We start from the raw sequence: 20,046 nt of genomic DNA on the forward strand, positions 1-20,046 counted from the left end.
CTCGCTAATGAAAAAGAACATCCCGTATACTTTCGTTAAGAAAGGGGATGGAGCTATTGAACCAAACGTTTAATGTCTTCCAAAAGACGATAGGGCTCGTGATCGCCCTCCTGGCCCCTATCGTCTTTTTATATGCGTATTCAAACCATGTAAGTGAGCAAGTCATCCGGGAACAAACGGATCAACGGGTGATTGACCGCTTGGCGATCACACTCCATCAATTAGAAACCAATATGGAACAGCTCGCAAAGCTTCTCGTGACGCTTAGCGTTGATTCACAGGTGAACCAGCTTAAAAATCTTTCCTTATATACCCCGTATGAACAAGTTATGATCCGGAGAAATTTATTTGAGAAATTGAAGTTATATCGTCAAACAAACACCTTCCTCGGGGACATCGCTATCTATGATGGGGACAAAGCGCTGTTATTGCGTGTTAATGATCGTCCCGTCCATGATACGCCATTGTTAGACAACACCGGGAATTGGACCTATGTGCCGGAAGAAGACGCCTTTTACTATCAAATTAACCGTCCGTCCTATGCCAAAAGAGATGCAGCGTCCTTAGTGATCGAAGCGAACTTCCCTGCAGATTATATTCGCGAGCTGCTCGCATCAATTGACATGAACGACAATGTAACCGCTTCACCTTTTTTATACCACAAAGAGCACGGTATTATTTCTGACGATCGCACCCAACTATCGTCATTCCCAGCGTTGTCTTCCTTACTTTTTTCAGACGCTCAAGGGACCACAAGACTTAAAGCGGACGATCAAACGTATCATGTCAGCTATTTGCAATCGTCAATAGATGGATGGCAGCTTGTTGACTTTATTCGGCTAGATACGCTCCTAGCACCGATTACCGTGTCACGTGCGTGGTTTTATGGCTCCATCGCCCTGCTCGTATCCGTCGGTCTATTGGCAGCTATTTTATTGTATCGTCACGTGCATGTTCCAATACGATCTTTAATTCAAGGCATTCAGCGAATTCGTCGAGGCGATTACTCTGTTCGCCTAGAGAAGGATATGAAAAACGAGTTTCGGTATGTGTTTATGAGCTTTAATCAAATGGCAGCTCGAACGCAGGAATTAATTGAAGAAGTGCTGCAGCAGAAGATCCACTCACAGGAAGCGACATTGCGCCAACTGCAATATCAAATCAACCCGCATTTCTTGTACAATAGTTTGTTTTATATTAAAAATATGGCAAAAATTCGCCATAATGATGCTGTCGAAGCCATGGCATTGCACTTAGGCCATTATTATCGTTATATGACGCAAAATCAACTAACCCACGCCACGCTTGAAGAGGAGTGTAAGTTTGCCGGAAGCTTCTTAAACATTCATCAACTGAGGGTAAGACATCTCAGTTACGAGATCTCACTCCCAGAGCATATGCGAACCATTCGGATTCCTCGACTTTTGTTGCAGCCTTTAGTAGAAAACGCCGTTGAGCATGGTATGAATTCGTTGACCGGTCATGGTCGTATTACGGTTTCCATTCAAGAGGATGGCGAGCAGCTATTCATTGCCGTAAGTGACAATGGCCAAGGAATGGAAAACCACGCGCTTATTGACCTTCGTGAGAAGATATACAGTTCTATTGCCCCCCAAAGCCAGATCGGGTTATGGAATGTCCATCAGCGGATGGTTCACCATCTTCCTGGTGGAAGTACGACGTTGCAGTCAAATGCTGAAGGTGGATTGACGGTTGTTCTGATTTGGAACAAGAGGAGGAATGAGGATGGCTAGCTTGATGATCGTTGATGACGAGTGGGCCACTGTTGAAGGGCTAAAACTCCTCACATGGAGTCAAGTCGATATTGATCATGTCATTACAGCACAATCCGCTGCCGAAGCGTTGACGCTTGCTCAACGTCAGAAAGTGGACGTTTTAGTGACGGACATACGCATGCCTGGCATGAATGGCCTAGAACTAATTAAAACCCTTTCCAAAGAGCAGTCGCTTCAGAGCATTTTGCTTTCAGGATATGCCGATTTTCACTATGCACAGCAAGCGCTTGAGTTACAGACTGTGAGCTACCTTCTAAAGCCCGTTGCTGATGAAGACCTCCTTGATGCTGTACAAAAAGCGGTTCAGCGCTCTTATGATGGTCAACACTATGCCTCATTAAATGAAGCATTACACACGATGGAGTTGTATCAGTCGAATGAAATTAGCGCGTCTATTAAACACCTCCTTTCACCTAAAAAAACGACTGAAGATTTGCTCGACGAATATCTTCCTTTAGATGCTTCTGTGCAGTATGGGACACCTTTTTGTATGGTCGTTCGCCCCGCTACAGCAGTCGACCAAACAGCACCATTGTTAATGAAGAGTTTGTTCTCCTTCTGGCATGGTACGGTCGATGGGTATGCGGTGTACCTTTGTGCCTCACCATTTCATAGTAGAGAATACCTCGATGATGCACTTGAAAGAGAAGCGCTAATGAAAGACCTTGCCGTACAGATGAACACTTCACATATTGCAGTGAGTCCATGGGGAACATTTCCCTTTGATCTCGCAAGCTATTTTCAGGATTGCTTGGCGCAAACGAATCAACTATCATGCAATTCAACCACCTTCGCTGTCACGCAGGCCAAAAAATATATAGAAGGCAAAATTCAGCATTCCATCACTTTGCAGGATACAGCAAATCACGTGTTTTTGAACCCTACGTATCTCTCAAAAATATTCAAGCAAGAAACTGGTCAAAGCTTTAGCTCTTACGTCCTGCATTACAGGATGCTGCTTGCCTCACAGCGACTTACAGAAACAAACCAAAAAATCACCGACATTGCTGGGACGCTTGGTTTTCGGGACGCATCCTATTTTATCCGCGTGTTTCGCAAGCATTATGGGAAAACGCCTGCGGAATACAGACACCATTATTCGTGAGCTGCTTGCTCACAGAGGTTTTGAAAGGAGCGATCAAATGAGTGTTTCTCATGAAACAAAAACAAAATCCCGCGCGAGCTCTGGCTTGCGTGTTAAAACAAAGTGGAACTTGAAGAGAAATTGGCCCTTGCACGCGTTGCTTTTTCCTGCCGTTGCGCTTGCCTTTGTGTTCAGCTATCTTCCTCTTCCAGGTATCGTCATGGCCTTTCAAGAATTTAAGCCTTGGCTAGGGTTCTTCAATTCGCCATGGGTAGGCTTGGAGCAGTTTAATAAGCTGTTTACCTTTGCTGAAGCTCGTCAGGTCATTTGGAATACATTAATTATCGCTTCGTTAAAAGTTGTGTTTCAGCTCATCGTTCCTATTTTGTTTGCGCTTCTCCTCAATGAAGTGAAGCAAATGGGGTTCAAACGTTCCGTACAAACGCTCGTGTACCTCCCTCACTTCCTTTCATGGGTCATTCTTGGGGGCATTCTTCTTGATATGCTTTCTGTGGAAGGTGGCATTGTGAATCAATTTCTAGGGAGTTTTGGCATTGAGCCTATTTTCTTTTTAGGAGACGGGGATTGGTTTCGTTTTACAATCATCTTAAGTGATATTTGGAAGGAATTTGGCTTTTCAGCCATCATTTTTTTAGCTGCCTTAGCTGGGATCAATCCTAGTCTGTATGAAGCCTCAATCGTAGATGGAGCGAACCGCTTTCAACAGGTGCTCTATATTACGTTACCGTCTTTATTGCCTATCACGATTGTTGTAGCCACTCTCGCACTTGGAAATATTTTAAATGCTGGCTTCGATCAAATCCTAAATCTGTACAATCCGATGGTGTATGAAAAAGGAGATATCATTGATACGTATGTCTACCGTCAAGGCTTGCTCGGCGGGCAGTTCAGCTATGCCACAGCCGTTGGACTGTTCAAGTCAGTGATTGCCTTCATTCTCATCATTACAGGGTACCGCCTAGCTTACAAATACGCAGACTATCGGATTTTTTAGGAGGGGTTCTATGTTTCATATCAGCCGATCGTACCGGATTTTCTCCATTCTTAACATTGTGTTTCTCGCGCTTTTGTCTATCACGTGCATTGCACCGCTCTTGCATATACTGGCGGTCTCATTCAGTGCCGCCCCTGCCGCAAACGCCAATCTTGTGAAGTTTTGGCCAATTGACTTTACCGTCGCTTCTTGGGCACTCACATTAGAAAATGAAAGTTTTTTAAGAGCTTTAGGCATGGGATTTTATCGTACAGCCTTAGGGACCGTGATTTCACTCGCCATTACAGTGTTGGCCGCCTACGCTCTATCAAAAGAAGACCATGAATTTAAGGGACGAAAAATCTATATCTTTTACTTCGTCTTTATCATGCTGTTTAATGGTGGGCTTATCCCGACGTATATTCTTATACAGAACCTTGGGATGATTAATACAATCTGGGCGCTCGTTTTGCCTGGTGCTGTGAATGTGTTTAATCTCATTCTGCTTCTCAATTTCTTTCGCACGAGTGTTCCCAAATCACTGGATGAAGCAGCGCTCATGGATGGAGCTGGGCATTTTCGCATCCTGTTTACGATTTATGTGCCTATATCACTCCCTGCGATGGCAACGATCGCGCTCTTTACGATGGTCGGTCAATGGAACTCGTGGTTTGATGGCTTGATTTACTTAACAGATTCAGCTAAATACCCCCTCTCCACATTTTTGCAGACATTGATTGTGCAAAAAGATTTTAGTCAGATGAACATTAACCCCGATGAGATTAGCATGCTTTCCCAGCGAGCGGTTCAATCTGCGCAGATCTTTATCGGTTCATTGCCAATTCTTTTGGTCTATCCTTTCTTGCAGCGTTATTTTGTCAAAGGGATCGTCCTTGGATCGGTTAAAGAATAGAGGTGCCTCACACGAAAAAACGATCAAAGCACACCTCTGTGCCTTGATCGTTTTTCGTTATTAATGATGGTGACCTTCCATTCCGTCCATGCTGTCCATATCAGACACGTCGCTCTCAGCTTCAGCTTCCTCAGCTGCCTTGATGTCCTCCTCGCTTACGTCTCCGACAAGGATCTGCTCTTTCGGCATGGCATGAGTGCCTCTGGCGGTTACGTGCGATTGGACAAAGTAGACGCCACTGTCTGGAAATGTGGCTTCAGCTGTATATGTGCCTTCCTCAACCATCGTTCCTTCTTCCTTCCATCCTTGTTCTCTCTCTCCAGCCTTCCAAAATTCAAAGGTCACACTGCCTGTATCAGCCTCCACCACTGGCGCGTCATTCTCTGTGAGAATTGCTTGTATTTCAGCTGTTTCCTCAGGCTGTACAGCCCCTGCCACTATCAGCTCGACGTCAATGTCGCCCGTCAGCAATTGTTCTGTTTCCCCAGTTTCTTGTGTATCCTCCGGTGCCCCACCCTGACAGGCCGTGCTAACCATCAACATTGTTAGGGCAAGCAACAACATCATTTGTTTCATATGTAACTTTCATCCCTTCTACTGGTGTGAGCGCTTTTCATAATGAACGTTGTAAGTACTTCGTAATAAGTGTACTCTTCCGTAATGGCTAAAACAAGCTGAGAAGCAACATCTACGTTAGCCACTAGCCCATAGAAGCTTAGAATGCCGCACTAAAAAGCAGAATCACGTTTAATCCATACGTGATTCTGCTTCTAGTTTCATTGTTAGTCCCTGCGTTTCCTGCGGATAAATAATACGATAAACACGATTAAAAGGACGGCCAGAACCGCATAGGCAATGTTTGAATACACATCCATATACACTACGATGTCCTCCCATGAGTCCCCAACGGCAGCTCCAACCCAAACAAGGAAGATGTTCCAAATCAATGTCCCTAATGTAGTGAAAAAGAGAAAGACCCAAAAATTCATATGGGACATCCCGGCTGGAATAGAGATTAAGCTTCTTACTAGTGGAATAAGGCGACAGAAAAAAACGGTCCAAACGCCGTATTTTTGAAACCATGTATCGGCACGGTAAATATCCTTTTTCGTCAAACGAAAAATATGCCCCCAGCGTTCAATAAACTTCTCAAGCCGCTTGTAATCTACGAGCACACCAATTCCATACAGGACAACCGCTCCACCAACAGAACCAAGCGTCGATGCAATCACAACCCCAGGAATGGTCATGCTTGTCTGAGTTGTCATAAACCCACCGAAGGTAAGAATGACCTCTGACGGAATCGGCGGAAAAATATTTTCAATGGCGATCAATAAGAAAATCCCGAAATACCCAAACTGCTCCATAATGTCCGTAATCCAGTTTTCCATAACACACTCCTGTTTCCTAGCTATTGTTTTCAATCTATTAGAGAAGGTTCATTGTTCCATACTTTTTTACAGCGTGCAACATATCCTTCGTTGTCGCGTGCACCTATGTATCCATTGGACAAATTTTATCTATCTTAAGTATACCTTTTCATTTCAGAATTGAAAGAGGTTGAGGTCTGATTTTCTCATTAGACTTTAGGAGGATTCATATGAAAAACTGAGCGCAGGAAAACCACCCACGCTCAGTCCTTTTTGGGCTAGAGCACATTCGATCATTTGTACTAGTGCCCTTTCCACTAATTTAGTTGGTAATAGTCGAAAATGAACCATCAAGGTCTTTCTCATTTCATTCGTTCTTTACATAAAACCAAAAGCGACGAATAACGAGACTCCAGCGGCAAAGAAATCACGACGAGGTACTCTCGAGTCGATGTTGCACTTGTGCCCTTTAGGGTGAAAAGAAAACACGACGAGGTTTTTTCGAGTTGAAGATGCGCTAGGGTGCACTGGAATTACGACCGCTTCGTCAACATACTTCGCTTTCCGCGGGCACGGCTTCAGCTTCCTCGGAAAGCTAAAGCTTTCCTGCGGGATCTTCAGCTCGCGCTGTTCCCGCTGGAGTCTACGTATGTTGACTACGCTGATGTTTGTTTCTGCGTACATTGTTTTTATTGTGGCTCGGTCTCGTATAGCGGATAAAAAGCCGTGTTGAGACCAAATAAGGCAAGTAAGTGTATCGTTTCAAGTTAGATCACCTAGTACCATTTACATGAAATTCGTTTGGTAAAGGAGTCAAGTGAACCATAAAAGGTCGATCTCATTTGATTCTCCCTTTATCATAAACCAAAAATGGCTACTAGCGAGACTCCACGGCAAAGAAATCACGACGAGGTTCCCTCGTATCGGTGATGCACTTGTGCCCTTTGGGGTGAGCGCGAACGTTTGGGTTTGCTTATAGAAAATGTTTTCTAAATGGTCAGTTGCAAGAGTACACGCACATCACTTTTTTCTAAATAAAATAGGATCTACATTACCTGAAAAAGCACTAGTATTGGGCACTTTGGCAAGTCAGAATGTATACTTTCTTATCTTTTTACATAACTCCTTGATCTGACCAATAAAGAGTTCTGGACGATTTCAACAGTGCCACAATCATTTTTTCAACTTACAGGGAACATTAGCATCGCACCAATCACTAGTAACACAATACGAACGAAATACATTGGGATTGAGAACAACCAGAAGTGCGAAAGCTTGTAATTCCCCATCCCTAAAATCATCGCAGGCATCCCATCGACTGGCATGAAGCCACCGTTCCATGCAGAGATCGCAACCGCAATTGCTGCTGCAGTAGGGTCAAGTCCTAAACTTAAGCTAGTTGCAATCGCAATTGGCGCAAAGATATAGACAGAACCCATAGCTGAACCAGTAAATGTAGCGCAAGCACTAGTCAATAGGGCAAAGATGAGGATAAGCAGAAATGGACTAACAACCGTACCCAATGAAGTCGCTACATATTCACCAATCATCGCTGTAAACCCAGTATCAGCCAATGTATTGGCTACACCAATGACCCCCGCCATTAAAAGGATTACAGGTGCTCCCATGTTATCTCGAACTTCCTTGAAACCAAGAACATTGATAATTAATAAGAAGGCTCCTGCAAGACCAGGAATAACATAAGCCGCATCTCCTAAAACATTCAAAAGCATCATACCAATAACACTGATGATAAATGCAGCGATGGTAGCGTATTCTTTCCAAGCAGGCATGGCATCTACTTGAGTTGAAACGGCCGCATCATCTACTTCCGAATCTTCCACTCCCGCCACCGGGTGATCCGGCAGCAGACGATACGCAACCAAGGCCCATATCAAAAATCCTAGGCTTACGATCAAGTTAACGATAGCAAATTTAGACATTGAAAGTCCGCCAGTAACACCGGCTGTTTCTAAAACACTAACAGTAACGCCATATAAAAGCGCTACATTAAAAGGAACTAACGGATGGTTTGTTGCAAATCCTAAAGGCATCATCAGTCTAGACGTAGGCATTTTTTTATTATAAGGAATCATAGCGATAAGAGATAAAATTAGGACATAATACCCTGTAGAACCAGTACCCGTTAAACTTGCCCCACCCATAACGACGATAATTAAAAGAACGTAACTTTTGTATCCTCCCTTCTTCACCAAATTCAGCATGGAGGTTTGAACCCTACTAATTAAGCTCGTCTTCATCAGTCCCGCCATAACAACCATAAAACCGGCAACCATGATAACGGTTGAATTGACAAAGCCGGCAAACGCTTCCGGAACTGTAGCCAGTCCTGTCACCACAAGTAAAAGTGAAGCGATAAGTGGTGGTGCCCCAAATGCAAATTTATCTGACATAATCATTGCAATCATAAGGACTAAGATTCCAAGTGCAAGATACATTTCAAGTGTCATTTTTATGACTCCTCTCCTAAGTGATCACACGATGTCATCATCCAAAAAATACTAAAGTTCTAGTACTTTTGAGCTTCTACTGTAATCTAATTTCTACTCCTTTTCTCCCCAGCTCACTTTCATACGGAAAGCGGTTACACATATTGAAGAGTTCCGTGATAGGAACAAATAGATAGTAACCTTCTCTCCCTTGTACATCAGTACATGGGCAATGCAGTATGACTAAGATATTTTTTCATCTGGTAGGCAACCAATTTGTAGGAAGTGTGCTACGCTAAATTGAAACGCAGCACACCGCTGCCAGAGAATTTGAGTCTTATAACCGACCCCTTAGTCTATCCATTGAATCGTAAAGCTCTTAGCCTATTTCTCCAGAAGTAGGGTTGTAAACACCTTCATTTTCGCGCTTTTTACCGTAAAGATCTTCTACTGAAAAGCCGTTATATTTTACACAAATTCGATTCTTATATGCATACACCAAATGTAAGTGGCCCGATGCATCTTGATAGATGGTTGGGTATTCGAATTGAGAATTATTGGTTTTATTCTCTGCACCGATGAAACCTTCTGCGTGTTCAATGATTCTACCTATCGGCCACGTATTTCCTCCATCTTCAGACACTGAAACAACGACTGGATTTCTTAATCCTGGCCATGCCACTTTCCCTTTTTCAGGGTTACTAGCAGAGTTGGCGTTGTATGCAATAGCAATTGCGCCGTTTTCTAGCTTAATCGCGCTTACACTCGAGTTATTATTTGGCAAGGTGGTAGGCTCAGGAACGGACCAAGAATCTCCAAAATCGGTTGACTCACTTCTATAAATATAATCCGCAAATCGACTTCTCATAAAGGCCACTAAATGACCCGCTTCGAGTTCTACAACATTTGCATGTACTCGGCCGTTACTATCCGGCATACGTACTTCTTTCCATGTCTGTCCCGCATCATCAGACACTTGAAAAACAGTAGGATCGTGAGTTAGTCCGAATTTAGAATCTTCACATACCCACGTGCTAAATATCCATCGATCATTGCTTAATACTTGAATCGCTTGCCGTGCAAATGTTCCTTCCTGATTGAATAACACCTCTGGTTCAGACCACGTTTCGCCATTGTCGTACGTTTTCTGGTACTTAATAATCGACGTGAATTGCATATTATCTTTGTCTGGTTGTCTTCCTTGTTGGGACGTATAGATCACCCAAACCGAATGATCTGGCGCATGGAAAAAGGATGGGTTTTGCTCACTTCGCGTATCGTCCTGTGAGATTATTTTCGGTTCGCTCCACTCTTGCGTTTTATTATCAAATATCGATAGCACAATTGAGATATCGGGACTGCCTTCATATGATCCTGCAAACCATGCACATAATACATCCCCGTTTTCCAACTTTGTAACAGTTGGTGCATGTGCCGTTGAGAAAGGTCCTGATGGAATTAAAGAGAAATCTATGTTTGTATATGCATCGTGATATAATTTACCGTTTGGAATGGACTCATTTACGACCAGTTTAGTGTTCCTCATAATCATCACCTTTTCTTTTGATTGATTTTCTGATTACTGCTTTTTTGATTGTCAAAACGTCCACTGTTGATCACGATGGGAGTGAGCTCCATTGAAAGTGCTCGCGTAAGCCTCCCTGCGTTCCGCCCATCCGTTTTCTAGCTTTTTCCCGTTGCTGAACAGTGGATTTTTTGAACGCGTATCCATAATGAAACGCAGAATTATGCCACACAACTCCTTCGTGACAGGCAGAACCATTTCATCATTGAGCTTTCCCTACGACCATTGTTCGCGCTTACATTCCATATGAAAGCAAAGCAGATAGTCTTGAGGTATCTGCTTATATCTTTAGACTTTTGGGGCCAAATCAGCGGCTGACGTTAACGCCGCCAACATACTGCGTTCATCCGCTCTATTTTTTCCGGCAATATCAAAGGCGGTTCCATGGTCAACTGACGTTCTTACGAGTCCGCCATTCAGGCCAACGGTAATGTTGACTCCCTCTTCCAGCCCCAGCACTTTAATCGGAACATGACCCTGATCGTGGTAACAGGCAACCACAATGTCAAAATCTCCTCTAACAGCCCGGAAAAAGAGCGTATCTGCCGGGTGTGGACCGCTTACCTCGATGCCTTCCTTCTCGGCTTTTTGAATGGCAGGAATAAGCTTATCCTCTTCTTCACCGTTTCCGAACAGTCCATTCTCACCGGCATGCGGATTAATGCCACAGACAGCGATGCGCGGTTGTTCGTAGCCGGCCTTGACAAGCGTGTCATGCGCCAACTTAATGACCGTATATGTGCGTTCCGGCGTAATAGAAGCAATTGCATCCAGTAGACCGATATGCGTTGTCAAGTGGATCACGCGCAACTTCGGAGAAGACAGCATCATGGAATAATCCTTTGTCCCAGTCAATTCTGCGAGAATTTCCGTGTGCCCAGGATAGTTATGCCCTCCCAGATGAAGAGCTTCTTTATTTAAAGGGGCCGTGCAGATGGCTGTCAGCTTGCCTTCAATGCCGAGCTCAACTGCCTTTTTTAAATAATGAAAAGCAGCATTTCCAGCTTCGGCGGAAACAGCTCCCTGCTTGACACCATCAGGCAGAAGGTGGAGGTCAAGAAGGTCAATGGTCCCCGGTTCAAACCGACACTCCGCCGGCGACTGGACCTTGTGAAAAGCTGTGTTTATGCCACTTACGGCAGCCGCCTGCTCCATTACTTTCGCATCACCGATGACAAACGGCTTTGCCTGCTCATATACTGAGGCATGGCTGAGAGACTTGACGATAATTTCCGGGCCAACGCCTGCAGCGTCACCCATTGTAATTCCGATAATCGGCTTCAACATGATCAACTCCTTTTAGCAGTACGAGCGCCTTCTCCATGACGTCCGCCGAACCAAAACTTCCCGCTTTCGTCACGGCAATTCTGTCTGACCCTGACAGCTTCCCATAAGGAACGCCAGGCTCTATTTCACCTAACAGCTGCAATGAACCGGCATGGAGATTTTCCATGACACGAACAGCTGTATCACCACCTGTCAAAAACAACCGGGAAATTCCTTTATGCTCTGCAATGAAGGCGGCAAGCTCCCCCAACATAGCGGCAATTCGATCACTTTGCTCAATCGCATCGTTACCATCTAAGGCAGCGGGCTTTGCCGGCGAGGAAAACAAAACGATATGCCTTCCTGAATCACTTGCCTCCCCCGCTTTTTCCACGAGCCGTTTCCAGTCATCAGATGACGGGAAATTTTTTTGCAACAGTTGTTCCGGGTACACTTCGATAAAGGTAATATTCTTTCCAGATGCCATTAACTGCTTGAGCTGGCTGCGGCCAGTCGTGCTCACACTCCCAACGACGAACAATACGTTCTCCGGAGACAATTCTCCTAAAACGCGAGGCTGTTGCACCTGCCTGCCAAGAGCTTCAGGCAAATAATGAATCAACCCCGCCGAACCCGCATAAACAACACGCAAGCCAGAGGATGCGGATGCCTCGCACAGACGGCGCAAATCAGTATCTTCCACGGAATCAGCCGTAACAATGGCTGTTTTCTCAGCAGCCAATCGGCGCAACTCCGTAACAAGGTCTTCCCGAGGCGCCCGAACCTGACCGATAGAGAGATGCGCCACTTGGTGGTTGCTTTGGTGCGCGATGAGTGTATGGATATTCGATTCGGTTACAGGCGTTTTTGGATCGTTGGCGACCTCTGTTTCAGCCAAAGGGACGTTATGAAGCAAAAGAACTCCATCCTTGACGACGCGCCCTTGTGAAGGAAGGCCAGGTGCTGCGATGACAATGTCCGGTGCTAACACCTCGTATAGAGCATCCAATTCCCGCCCAATGTTCCCGCGCATCGTTGAATCCATTTTTTTATAAACGACTTCGGGTGCTGCGGCGGAAATTTCGGAAGCCACCTGGGCCGTTCTCCGGTAGGCATCTTCAGAAGACAACGACCGGCTGTCTGTGTTGAGGACAATCGACTGGCCAGCACCCAACCTTTTTATCTGACCATCTAGCCGGACAAGAACGTCCATGCCGTACGGAAGTAGCGTTGCCCCGCAATCGCTTGCTCCTGTCAGATCGTCTGCAATGATTACGATGTTATTCATAAACGACCACTCACACTAGCAGCTTGCTGTAAATCGCTATGGCATCATTTTTTGTGACAGTTTTCGGGTTGTTGTCCATCAGGCGTTTAACATCAAGTGCGGCCACTGCCATTTCCTCGATGCTATCCTTGTCAACGCCGTATTCGGCGAGATCCTGAGGAATCTCGAGTGTCTTCGTCAGTTCCTTGATTTTATCGACCACGGCCTGGGCGGCATCCCCATCCGAGAGACCAGCTACGTCAATCCCCATTGGTCCGGCAACTGAAGCAAGCCGCTCCTGAATCGCATCCAGGTTGAACTGCGTGACATGTGGAAGCAACATTGAATTTGCGACACCGTGAGCAATCTTGTATTTGCCTCCGAGCGGATAGGCCATCGCATGAACGGCCGCAGTTCCCGCAGCCGTTAGTGCCATACCACCGTACATGGCGCCAACGAGCATTTTCTCACGTGCATCAAGGTCATCCCCTTGCTGATATGCCTGTACGATATTGGCCGAGATGAGGCGAATCGCTTCCAAGGCAAACATGTCGCTAATAGGGTTGGCTTTCGTGGAAATGTAGGACTCCAGGGCATGTGTAAAGGCATCCATGCCGGTGGCTGCTGTAATCGGTTTTGGCAAGCCGGTCGTCAACACCGGATCAAGAATCACGAGTGAAGGAAGAAGATGTCTGCTGACAACGCCTATTTTCAACTCTTTCTCAGGCAAGGTAACAATTGCATTTGGTGTCACCTCTGCCCCTGTACCGGACGTCGTTGGAATTAAAATCGTCGGTACCCCTGCATGCTCGACAAGATCGGTTCCTAGCATAGCCTCGAGCCCTTTGTTATTCGTTTTTAAGACCGACAACAATTTTGTGGTGTCGAGGATGCTTCCTCCACCGAGACCAATCAAGACATCATAATCTTGAGCACCAACAGTATCTGCAAATACCTGCTCAATATTTTCCAACGTCGGTTCAGGTTCCACATTTGTCGTCTGGTCCACAGCGATTCCTCGGTCCTTCAATGCTGCTTCCAGTGAAGCGACAGCGCCGGTTTGAACGAGCGCGGGCTGAGTAACAATTAGCGCCTTTTGTATCGGTAGGCCAACAAGTGCCAAATGTTCCCCAATATTCGCTACGCTATGACGCCCTGCAATAATATGGTCTGCCGTCTGAAATCGATAGTTGCTCATGTTGCTCTCCCCTTTTCATGGTGATATTTATTTCTGGTACCCTTGCATCATATGTTTAATGGCTTCGAGCTCCGCTCCACTAGCTTCCGTTACCGGGAGCCGCGGCGGGCCTGCCGGTATTCCTTTCAGTTCAACAGCTTTTTTCAAAGCGCTCGGAATTGCCTTTAGGCTGAACGTGTCACGCAACGCCTGCAGGCTTGCCTGAGCTTCTTCCGATTTCCTGGCATCCTTGGCCAGAAAACCGTCGTATATGGCAAGCACATGGTCAGGAAGTACGTTTGCCGTGGCAGCCACAGCTCCGTGTCCCCCTGCTTGAAGCGTCTGTAAAATGAGGGAATCCGTCCCGGCAAACACGGCAAAATCTTCCCCTTGGGACACATCGATGTAGGCTTTAATTAAATCAAAATCACCGCTGCTATCCTTAATGCCTGCGATATTAGGGTGCTTCGCCAGCCGTTTTGCCGTATCAGCGGATATACTCATACCCGTTTTTGACGGGATATTATAAAGGATGACAGGAACTCCGACAGCATCAGCGATCGATTCATAATGCACGGAAAGCTCCTCTGGTCCCGGTGGAACAAAAAATGGCGTAATGACTGACAGGGCGTCGACTCCGATCGACTCCATCTCTTTGGAAAGCTCGATAACCTCACGGGTCGAGTTCCCGCCAGTCCCTGCCATAACCGGTACACGTCCCGCGGCTGCACGGACGATTGTTTTAGCTACCGTCCGTTTCTCTTCCTTGGTCAGCATATGGAATTCTCCATTTGTTCCCAAAGCAAATAATCCGTGGACGCCATAACTAATCAGCTCGTTTGTTAGCTGTTCAATGGCCGGAATGCTGATGTCCTGCTGCTCAGTCATCGGTGTAACCATTGCCGGCCAGATTCCTGCAAACTTCATATTGGACCCTCCCTATGAATGCGCTATCACCAACTACCTTACACAAGAACGTTTCATAAATCAACTTTTTTATCGATTTTTTTATACATTAATCATTTTTAGTTTAAGTGTTTCATTTTTAAACACTATATACTTACCATCATTATTGACGATCTCGTAAGGAAGCAAACCTTGAATCACCTGCGTTTTTGAACGATTTGTTGTTCCCTACCCCACCTGTCAATTTCATTAATTTTACATTTTAGAACTTTTATCACCCATAACACACCCATCTATTACCATCAATAACGTCGGATTTTATCCAGCCTTAACATTTCTGAAAGCAACCATTCTGTGATACGTTAGTTGCAGAGATTTTTGAAAACCATTGAGGTGACGACATGAAAATTACGGCAATCGCTCCGTATGCAGGTTTGGCAGAAATTATCAATGACGTAGCAGCAGAGAAGGGAATAACGACGATCGATGTGCTGGTCGGAGACTTACAGGAGGGTGTCCGCAGCGCTATTCAGGCGGAGAAACAAAACTGCGATATTATTATCAGCCGCGGAGAAACAGCCGAGCGTATTAAAAAGCATGTGGCGATCCCTGTGATTTCCATTGATGTTTCAGGATTTGATTTGCTGCGTGTCATTACGTTAATAAAAGATACAGACAGCCACGCTGCCTTCGTCGGCTTCCCTGCGATCGCGAATGCAGTCAAGACGATCAGCAGCCTGATTGATGTCCATTTGGATGTGTATGCAATCAATGATGAACTTCATATTGAACAACAGCTCAGAAAGCTAAAGGAATCCCATTACACGTTTGTTATTGGCGATGTCATTACTGTTCAGCTCGCTGAAAAGACTGGCCTTCACGGCTTGTTGCTGACTTCCGGCAGGGAAAGCGTCCTGAATGCCTTCATCCAGGCAGAAGACGCATACCGAATGATTGCAGCATTAAAAAATGAACGGGACACGTACCGTGAGATGATTTACAATCAGCATCAACACACCGTCCTTGTGAATGGCCAAGCCACCGTTTTATCACACAGGGAATTTCCGCTGCCCATGGATTACGTTGAGTGGCTAGCTGATGCCATAGCCACCCATGGACCGCTCCAGTTTCTTATGGCCTACCAGCACCAGTTGTATGAACTGAACGGGCGACAGCTTCTTGGCCGACAAGTCCTCATTGAACTGCAGGAACAAAAAGACATTCCCGAAGCTCTGCCGTTGGTTACGTTAATCAGCCCGGCAAACGATGCGGTGTATCTATCCTCTAACCATCACGAAGTTCAGCAACTAATTGAACATGCGGATGCGCTACGGGATCAGGCCGGGCCAATTATACTTACCGGTGAAACAGGGAGTGGCAAGGAAAGCCTTGCCCGGCATATTCACGGCCTTTCGGAGGGCTTTTTTTTAAAGGTTGATGGCTCCCAATGCCAAGTGGCGTTCTATGATGTTTTGGCAGATATTCTTCATCAGGGTGGTGTCCTGTATATCATCAACGCTGAGAGCCTACCGGACGAGGCTCTGGCGTGGCTCAAAGCACACCAGCAGAACCCTTTCCGAATCATCTTAACGGCTGACCTTGAAACGAAGGGGAAACTTCCGGTAAAAGGCACCCTTTTGCATCTTCCGCCGCTGCGTGAGCGCAAACAGGATATTGCTGACTTAGCCCGTTTGTTTATTTCCACATTCAACAGCGAGTTTGGCAGGCAAATCGCTGGAATACGGCCCGAAGCCATGGACCTTCTGGAGAATTATGCCTACCCGCAGAATATTACGGAGCTTGGACGTATTATGAAAGAGGCTGTGTTGGAGGAAGAGACGGAATATATTCTTGATGGCACCATCGAAACGATTCTTTCGAGTATGGGCCCGGACACTAAAGTGGAAATTGACCTTTCGGGTACGTTTGCTGACATTGAAACGCAAATTATTCAAGCCGTCTGGCTGGAAGAAAACAAAAACAGGTCCAAAACTGCTCAACGGCTTGGTATAAACCGGACGACACTTTGGAGAAAACTCAAGGAGTTAGACTGAGGTAGTGGTACGTCACTACAATAAGAAAAACTGAGCGCGGGAAGAGCCCCACGCTCAGTTTTTTGGTCTTTTGCAGTGCCAAAATCACCTTCACCGCTGGTCGTGCCTGCGTGGAAGCAAGGTGAGATAGCTTGACATCTTGAGAACAATTCCTGCTGTATTCAGTAAATATGAAGGTCCCAATGCTCACAATCCTGTATTTTTTAGAAGATCGCCATTTACGGATCTCTACGCTCTAAATAACTAGCTGCAAAGAACACACGACGAGGTACTTTTGAATCGATGTTGCCTTTATGCCCTTTGGGGTGCAAAGAAATCACAATCGTTTCGTCAAAATACTTCGCTTTCCGCGGGCACGGCTTCAGCTTCCTCGGAAAGCAAGCTTTCCTGCGGGATCTTCAGCTCGCGCTGTTCCCGCAGGAGTCTACGTATTTTGACTACGCTGATGTTTGTTCCTGCGTAAATTGTTTTTATTTTTTCTTGGTCTCGTATAATGAAGAAAATGGAAAAGTGAATTGAGCTGTTGCCTTCAGGATGTAAAGAACACACGACCAAAAGATGATGCGCTTGTGCCCAATAGAGTAAAAGCGAGCGTATTGCAACTTGTATAAAAACAACCCCAACAATGAATTTCAGGTTAATCCAGTTGTGTCAAAGCGTTTCTGCCAAATGAGTTGAGTTCAAAAGACCAAATAACCCGAACGACTCACGTTCGCTAATTCGCAAAAATAACGGACAGCCGAGGAAAGCCTTTTTCTCTGCGTCTTAGTAAAAATGAATTTGGACATCTCTCTACCCTCGCTCGTATTGTTGATTCAATAATAAAGAGATTAAATTAAAAAACCCCCGAATGAAGACACTCTTTAAGAAGTGTCCTTTTTTCGGGGGATAGTTCATTCAGCTTTTTTATCGATTTAATTAAATGGTAAATTCGCTTGTGTCCAAACGCTTACTATCATCGTTGTATTCGTCATTGTTAATGGATTTCGTCACTTTGGAAGTAAACAAGCCAGAGACCATACTTCCTGACACATTTAATGCCGTACGTCCCATATCAATGAGCGGCTCAACGGAGATCAATACCCCGGCAAGGGCAATCGGTAGATCAAGCGCTGAAAGCACGAGAATCGCTGCGAAGGTCGCTCCACCACCAACACCAGCGACGCCAAAAGAGCTAATCGCAACAACGGCGATGACTGTGAGGAGGAAGACTGGATCTAATGGATTAATGTCCATTGAAGGTGCAATCATAATCGCCAGCATGGCTGGATATATGCCTGCACAGCCGTTTTGCCCGATCGACAGTCCGAACGAACCAGCAAAGTTTGCAATCCCATCTGGAACACCAAGGTTTTTTTGTGTTTGCACATTCAATGGAAGGGCACCGGCACTCGTACGTGATGTAAACGCAAAGGCGAGCACTGGAAATGCCTTTTTAACGTAAGTTAATGGGTTCAGTCCAATGATAGAAAGAATGACGAGATGAATCACAAACATAACGCCAAGAGCCACATAGGACGCTATAACAAATTTTCCGAGCGTGTAAATTGCCCCTAGGTCACTTGTCGCAACGGTTCGAATCATTAATGCCAAAACCCCATAAGGTGTCAGGCGGAGAATCAGTGTCACAACGCGCATAATAATCGCGTACACCGCATCAACGATCTTTTTAAACAACTCCCCCTGTTCCGGCTGCTTCCGCGAAACACCTAAGTAAGCCACACCTAGAAAGGCGGCAAAGATAACAACACCAATCACAGAAGTCGCACGATCACCCGTTAAATCGAGGAATGGATTCGCCGGAAAAAGCTCAAGGATCTGATCAGGCAATGTTGGTGCAGAAAGTCCTTCTGTTCGCTCTACTAGAGAGGCCCCACGACTTTCTTCAGCTTCTCCTTGTAAGATGCTTTCTGCGTCAAGATCAAAGCCTATCGAAGCTGAGATCCCTAGAACCGAGGCTACAGCAGTTGTACCAATAAGCACTGCAATGATAAGGCCACTGATCTTTCCCAGGTTTTTCGTAAACGTCAATCGTGTAAATGCCGCTAGAATCGAGATGAAAACGAGAGGCATAACAATCATTTGCAGAAGATTAACGTACCCTCTCCCAACAATATTGACCCAGTTCATCGCGTTTTGTAAAAACGAATCATCAGGTGATGCAAGAAACTGGAGAATCAAGCCAAAAACGATCCCCACACCAAGTGCAGAAAACACTCTCTTTGAGAAAGATACGTGCTTTCTAGCCATGTAATTAAGCCCCGCAATAAATACGGCGACGAATAGCAAAATAAGTAATGTTAAAAACAAGTCCATCTCCCCACACCCCTTTTTTCATATTATCTATATAGGAATATTCCTATAGTAAGGATTATATTCCTATAAGTCAAGTATGAATTACAGAACTTTGTCATATATTCAATATAATTTCAAATTATTTCATCCTTCTGGTGTGAACCTTTGTTAGGAGAATTTAACAGCTTGCTAATTTTCCATAGACTTGTGTAGTTTCCCTTATCAGCGTACAAACATGCTTTGTTATGCAAAAAAACACAAAGGCAACGGATGTCCATCGACTTTGTGTTCACGTTTTTATTGATCTAGAGGCATTTGCTTAAAAAAACTTTGTTTCAAATCATCTGACAGAGCAGCCTCTTGAATGAGGTTACCGTTTTGTTGTAAATAATTCTCGACGTTATCCTGCTCCCAGATTGATTCTTCACCTGGTAGCTCTGATAAATTCTCGTTCATCCATTTCAACACAGTACCTCGTTCAGCAGTGAATGATGTCTCTGGCATAGTGAACTGGATGGCTTTAGCATTTGGAATGAGCAGAGTCGTATAGAATGCATTGTACATCACATTGCTTTGTAGCGTCGATGAATCTCCGTACCAATAATTTATCGACGTATCGTCCGTTCCATAGGTCGCATGAAGAGACTCTTCGTAAAGGCTTATTTCTTTGATCAAGCCGCCACCAGGCAATGAATTCATAAGCGAAACAACAGCTGAATTATCTCCAATATACGTTCCTGCAAAGGTGGCTAGCTTTTTGTTGTCCATGTCCATTATCGTGACAATTTTTTGTTCGGCTTGTCCTTGCGAGCAGCCTGAGAGAACGCCTAACAAGAGAAACATGATAATGACGAAACGTTTTGCTGACAATTGCAAGACCTCCATTGAT

Annotated in this window: 15 protein-coding genes; 5 read left to right on the top strand and 10 right to left on the bottom strand. The window is 45.2% G+C overall.

All coding sequences use genetic code 11. The annotated features are described in order from the left end of the window. Positions 1-56 precede the first annotated feature (56 nt). Genes EV213_RS06460 through EV213_RS06475 form a run of 4 tightly spaced genes read left to right on the top strand, consistent with a single transcriptional unit; the run spans position 57 to position 4,787 of the window. Positions 57-1,754, top strand: coding sequence for a sensor histidine kinase (locus tag EV213_RS06460; RefSeq protein ID WP_166639185.1), 1,698 nt, complete (start codon positions 57-59; stop codon positions 1,752-1,754). Beyond that, positions 1,747-2,901, top strand: coding sequence for a response regulator transcription factor (locus EV213_RS06465; protein ID WP_166639186.1), 1,155 nt, complete (start codon positions 1,747-1,749; stop codon positions 2,899-2,901). Before EV213_RS06460 ends, EV213_RS06465 begins: the two co-directional genes overlap by 8 nt. 37 nt (positions 2,902-2,938) lie before the next feature. After that, positions 2,939-3,895 carry an ABC transporter permease gene (locus tag EV213_RS06470; RefSeq protein WP_133579695.1) on the top strand — a complete coding sequence of 319 codons (957 nt, stop codon included), beginning with the start codon at positions 2,939-2,941 and terminating at the stop codon, positions 3,893-3,895. A gap of 10 nt (positions 3,896-3,905) precedes the next feature. Beyond that, a complete protein-coding gene (locus tag EV213_RS06475) occupies positions 3,906-4,787 on the top strand; it encodes a carbohydrate ABC transporter permease (protein WP_133579696.1) in 882 nt (293 codons plus the stop codon). Between the two features lie 60 nt (positions 4,788-4,847). Here the strand turns inward: EV213_RS06475 and EV213_RS06480 are convergent, their stop codons facing one another. The 8 genes from EV213_RS06480 to dapA form a co-directional block, all read right to left on the bottom strand. Then, a complete protein-coding gene (locus tag EV213_RS06480) occupies positions 4,848-5,363 on the bottom strand; it encodes a FixH family protein (protein ID WP_133579697.1) in 516 nt (171 codons plus the stop codon). A 206-nt stretch (positions 5,364-5,569) separates the two neighbouring features. Continuing rightward, the gene (locus EV213_RS06485; RefSeq protein WP_133579698.1) at positions 5,570-6,178 is read right to left on the bottom strand and encodes a DedA family protein; all 609 of its coding nucleotides are present in this window, start codon (positions 6,176-6,178) and stop codon (positions 5,570-5,572) included. A 1,160-nt stretch (positions 6,179-7,338) separates the two neighbouring features. Then, entirely contained in the window at positions 7,339-8,628 is a 1,290-nt protein-coding gene (locus EV213_RS06490) for an SLC13 family permease (RefSeq protein WP_133579699.1), read from the bottom strand. Positions 8,629-8,986: 358 nt separating this feature from the next. Then, positions 8,987-10,153: a sialidase family protein gene (locus tag EV213_RS06495; protein ID WP_208112717.1), complete on the bottom strand. Its 1,167-nt coding sequence runs from the start codon at positions 10,151-10,153 to the stop codon at positions 8,987-8,989. Between the two features lie 327 nt (positions 10,154-10,480). After that, positions 10,481-11,479 carry a 4-hydroxythreonine-4-phosphate dehydrogenase PdxA gene (gene pdxA, locus EV213_RS06500; protein WP_133579701.1) on the bottom strand — a complete coding sequence of 333 codons (999 nt, stop codon included), beginning with the start codon at positions 11,477-11,479 and terminating at the stop codon, positions 10,481-10,483. Beyond that, a complete protein-coding gene (locus EV213_RS06505) occupies positions 11,445-12,746 on the bottom strand; it encodes a four-carbon acid sugar kinase family protein (protein WP_133579702.1) in 1,302 nt (433 codons plus the stop codon). The genes pdxA and EV213_RS06505 overlap by 35 nt, the downstream gene beginning before the upstream one ends. Before the next feature lie 10 nt (positions 12,747-12,756). After that, positions 12,757-13,923, bottom strand: a complete 1,167-nt coding sequence (locus tag EV213_RS06510) for an iron-containing alcohol dehydrogenase (RefSeq protein ID WP_133579703.1) — start codon at positions 13,921-13,923, stop codon at positions 12,757-12,759. 27 nt (positions 13,924-13,950) lie between these two features. After that, positions 13,951-14,829, bottom strand: coding sequence for a 4-hydroxy-tetrahydrodipicolinate synthase (gene dapA / locus EV213_RS06515; protein WP_133579704.1), 879 nt, complete (start codon positions 14,827-14,829; stop codon positions 13,951-13,953). A gap of 380 nt (positions 14,830-15,209) precedes the next feature. On the opposite strand from dapA, the gene EV213_RS06520 reads away from it, so the two are divergent. Further along, entirely contained in the window at positions 15,210-16,862 is a 1,653-nt protein-coding gene (locus EV213_RS06520; RefSeq protein WP_133579705.1) for a sigma-54-dependent transcriptional regulator, read from the top strand. Between the two features lie 918 nt (positions 16,863-17,780). Here the strand turns inward: EV213_RS06520 and EV213_RS06530 are convergent. Then, positions 17,781-19,178 carry an L-cystine transporter gene (locus tag EV213_RS06530; protein ID WP_133579707.1) on the bottom strand — a complete coding sequence of 466 codons (1,398 nt, stop codon included), beginning with the start codon at positions 19,176-19,178 and terminating at the stop codon, positions 17,781-17,783. A 276-nt stretch (positions 19,179-19,454) separates the two neighbouring features. Continuing rightward, the gene (locus EV213_RS06535) at positions 19,455-20,027 is read right to left on the bottom strand and encodes a DUF4825 domain-containing protein (RefSeq protein ID WP_166639187.1); all 573 of its coding nucleotides are present in this window, start codon (positions 20,025-20,027) and stop codon (positions 19,455-19,457) included. Positions 20,028-20,046: the final 19 nt, after the last annotated feature.

Source organism: Aureibacillus halotolerans (assembly GCF_004363045.1).
GTDB lineage: Bacteria > Bacillota > Bacilli > Bacillales > DSM-28697 > Aureibacillus > Aureibacillus halotolerans.

Bases quoted from the DNA above. Each gene is read 5' to 3' on its own strand.
- EV213_RS06465 (WP_166639186.1), top strand. From the start codon at position 1,747: ATGGCTAGCTTGATGATCGTTGATGACGAGTGGGCCACTGTTGAAGGG.
- EV213_RS06470 (WP_133579695.1), top strand. From the start codon at position 2,939: ATGAGTGTTTCTCATGAAACAAAAACAAAATCCCGCGCGAGCTCTGGC.
- EV213_RS06475 (WP_133579696.1), top strand. From the start codon at position 3,906: ATGTTTCATATCAGCCGATCGTACCGGATTTTCTCCATTCTTAACATT.
- EV213_RS06480 (WP_133579697.1), bottom strand. From the start codon at position 5,363: ATGAAACAAATGATGTTGTTGCTTGCCCTAACAATGTTGATGGTTAGC.
- EV213_RS06485 (WP_133579698.1), bottom strand. From the start codon at position 6,178: ATGGAAAACTGGATTACGGACATTATGGAGCAGTTTGGGTATTTCGGG.
- EV213_RS06490 (WP_133579699.1), bottom strand. From the start codon at position 8,628: ATGACACTTGAAATGTATCTTGCACTTGGAATCTTAGTCCTTATGATT.
- EV213_RS06495 (WP_208112717.1), bottom strand. From the start codon at position 10,153: ATGAGGAACACTAAACTGGTCGTAAATGAGTCCATTCCAAACGGTAAA.
- pdxA (WP_133579701.1), bottom strand. From the start codon at position 11,479: ATGTTGAAGCCGATTATCGGAATTACAATGGGTGACGCTGCAGGCGTT.
- EV213_RS06505 (WP_133579702.1), bottom strand. From the start codon at position 12,746: ATGAATAACATCGTAATCATTGCAGACGATCTGACAGGAGCAAGCGAT.
- EV213_RS06510 (WP_133579703.1), bottom strand. From the start codon at position 13,923: ATGAGCAACTATCGATTTCAGACGGCAGACCATATTATTGCAGGGCGT.
- dapA (WP_133579704.1), bottom strand. From the start codon at position 14,829: ATGAAGTTTGCAGGAATCTGGCCGGCAATGGTTACACCGATGACTGAG.
- EV213_RS06520 (WP_133579705.1), top strand. From the start codon at position 15,210: ATGAAAATTACGGCAATCGCTCCGTATGCAGGTTTGGCAGAAATTATC.
- EV213_RS06530 (WP_133579707.1), bottom strand. From the start codon at position 19,178: ATGGACTTGTTTTTAACATTACTTATTTTGCTATTCGTCGCCGTATTT.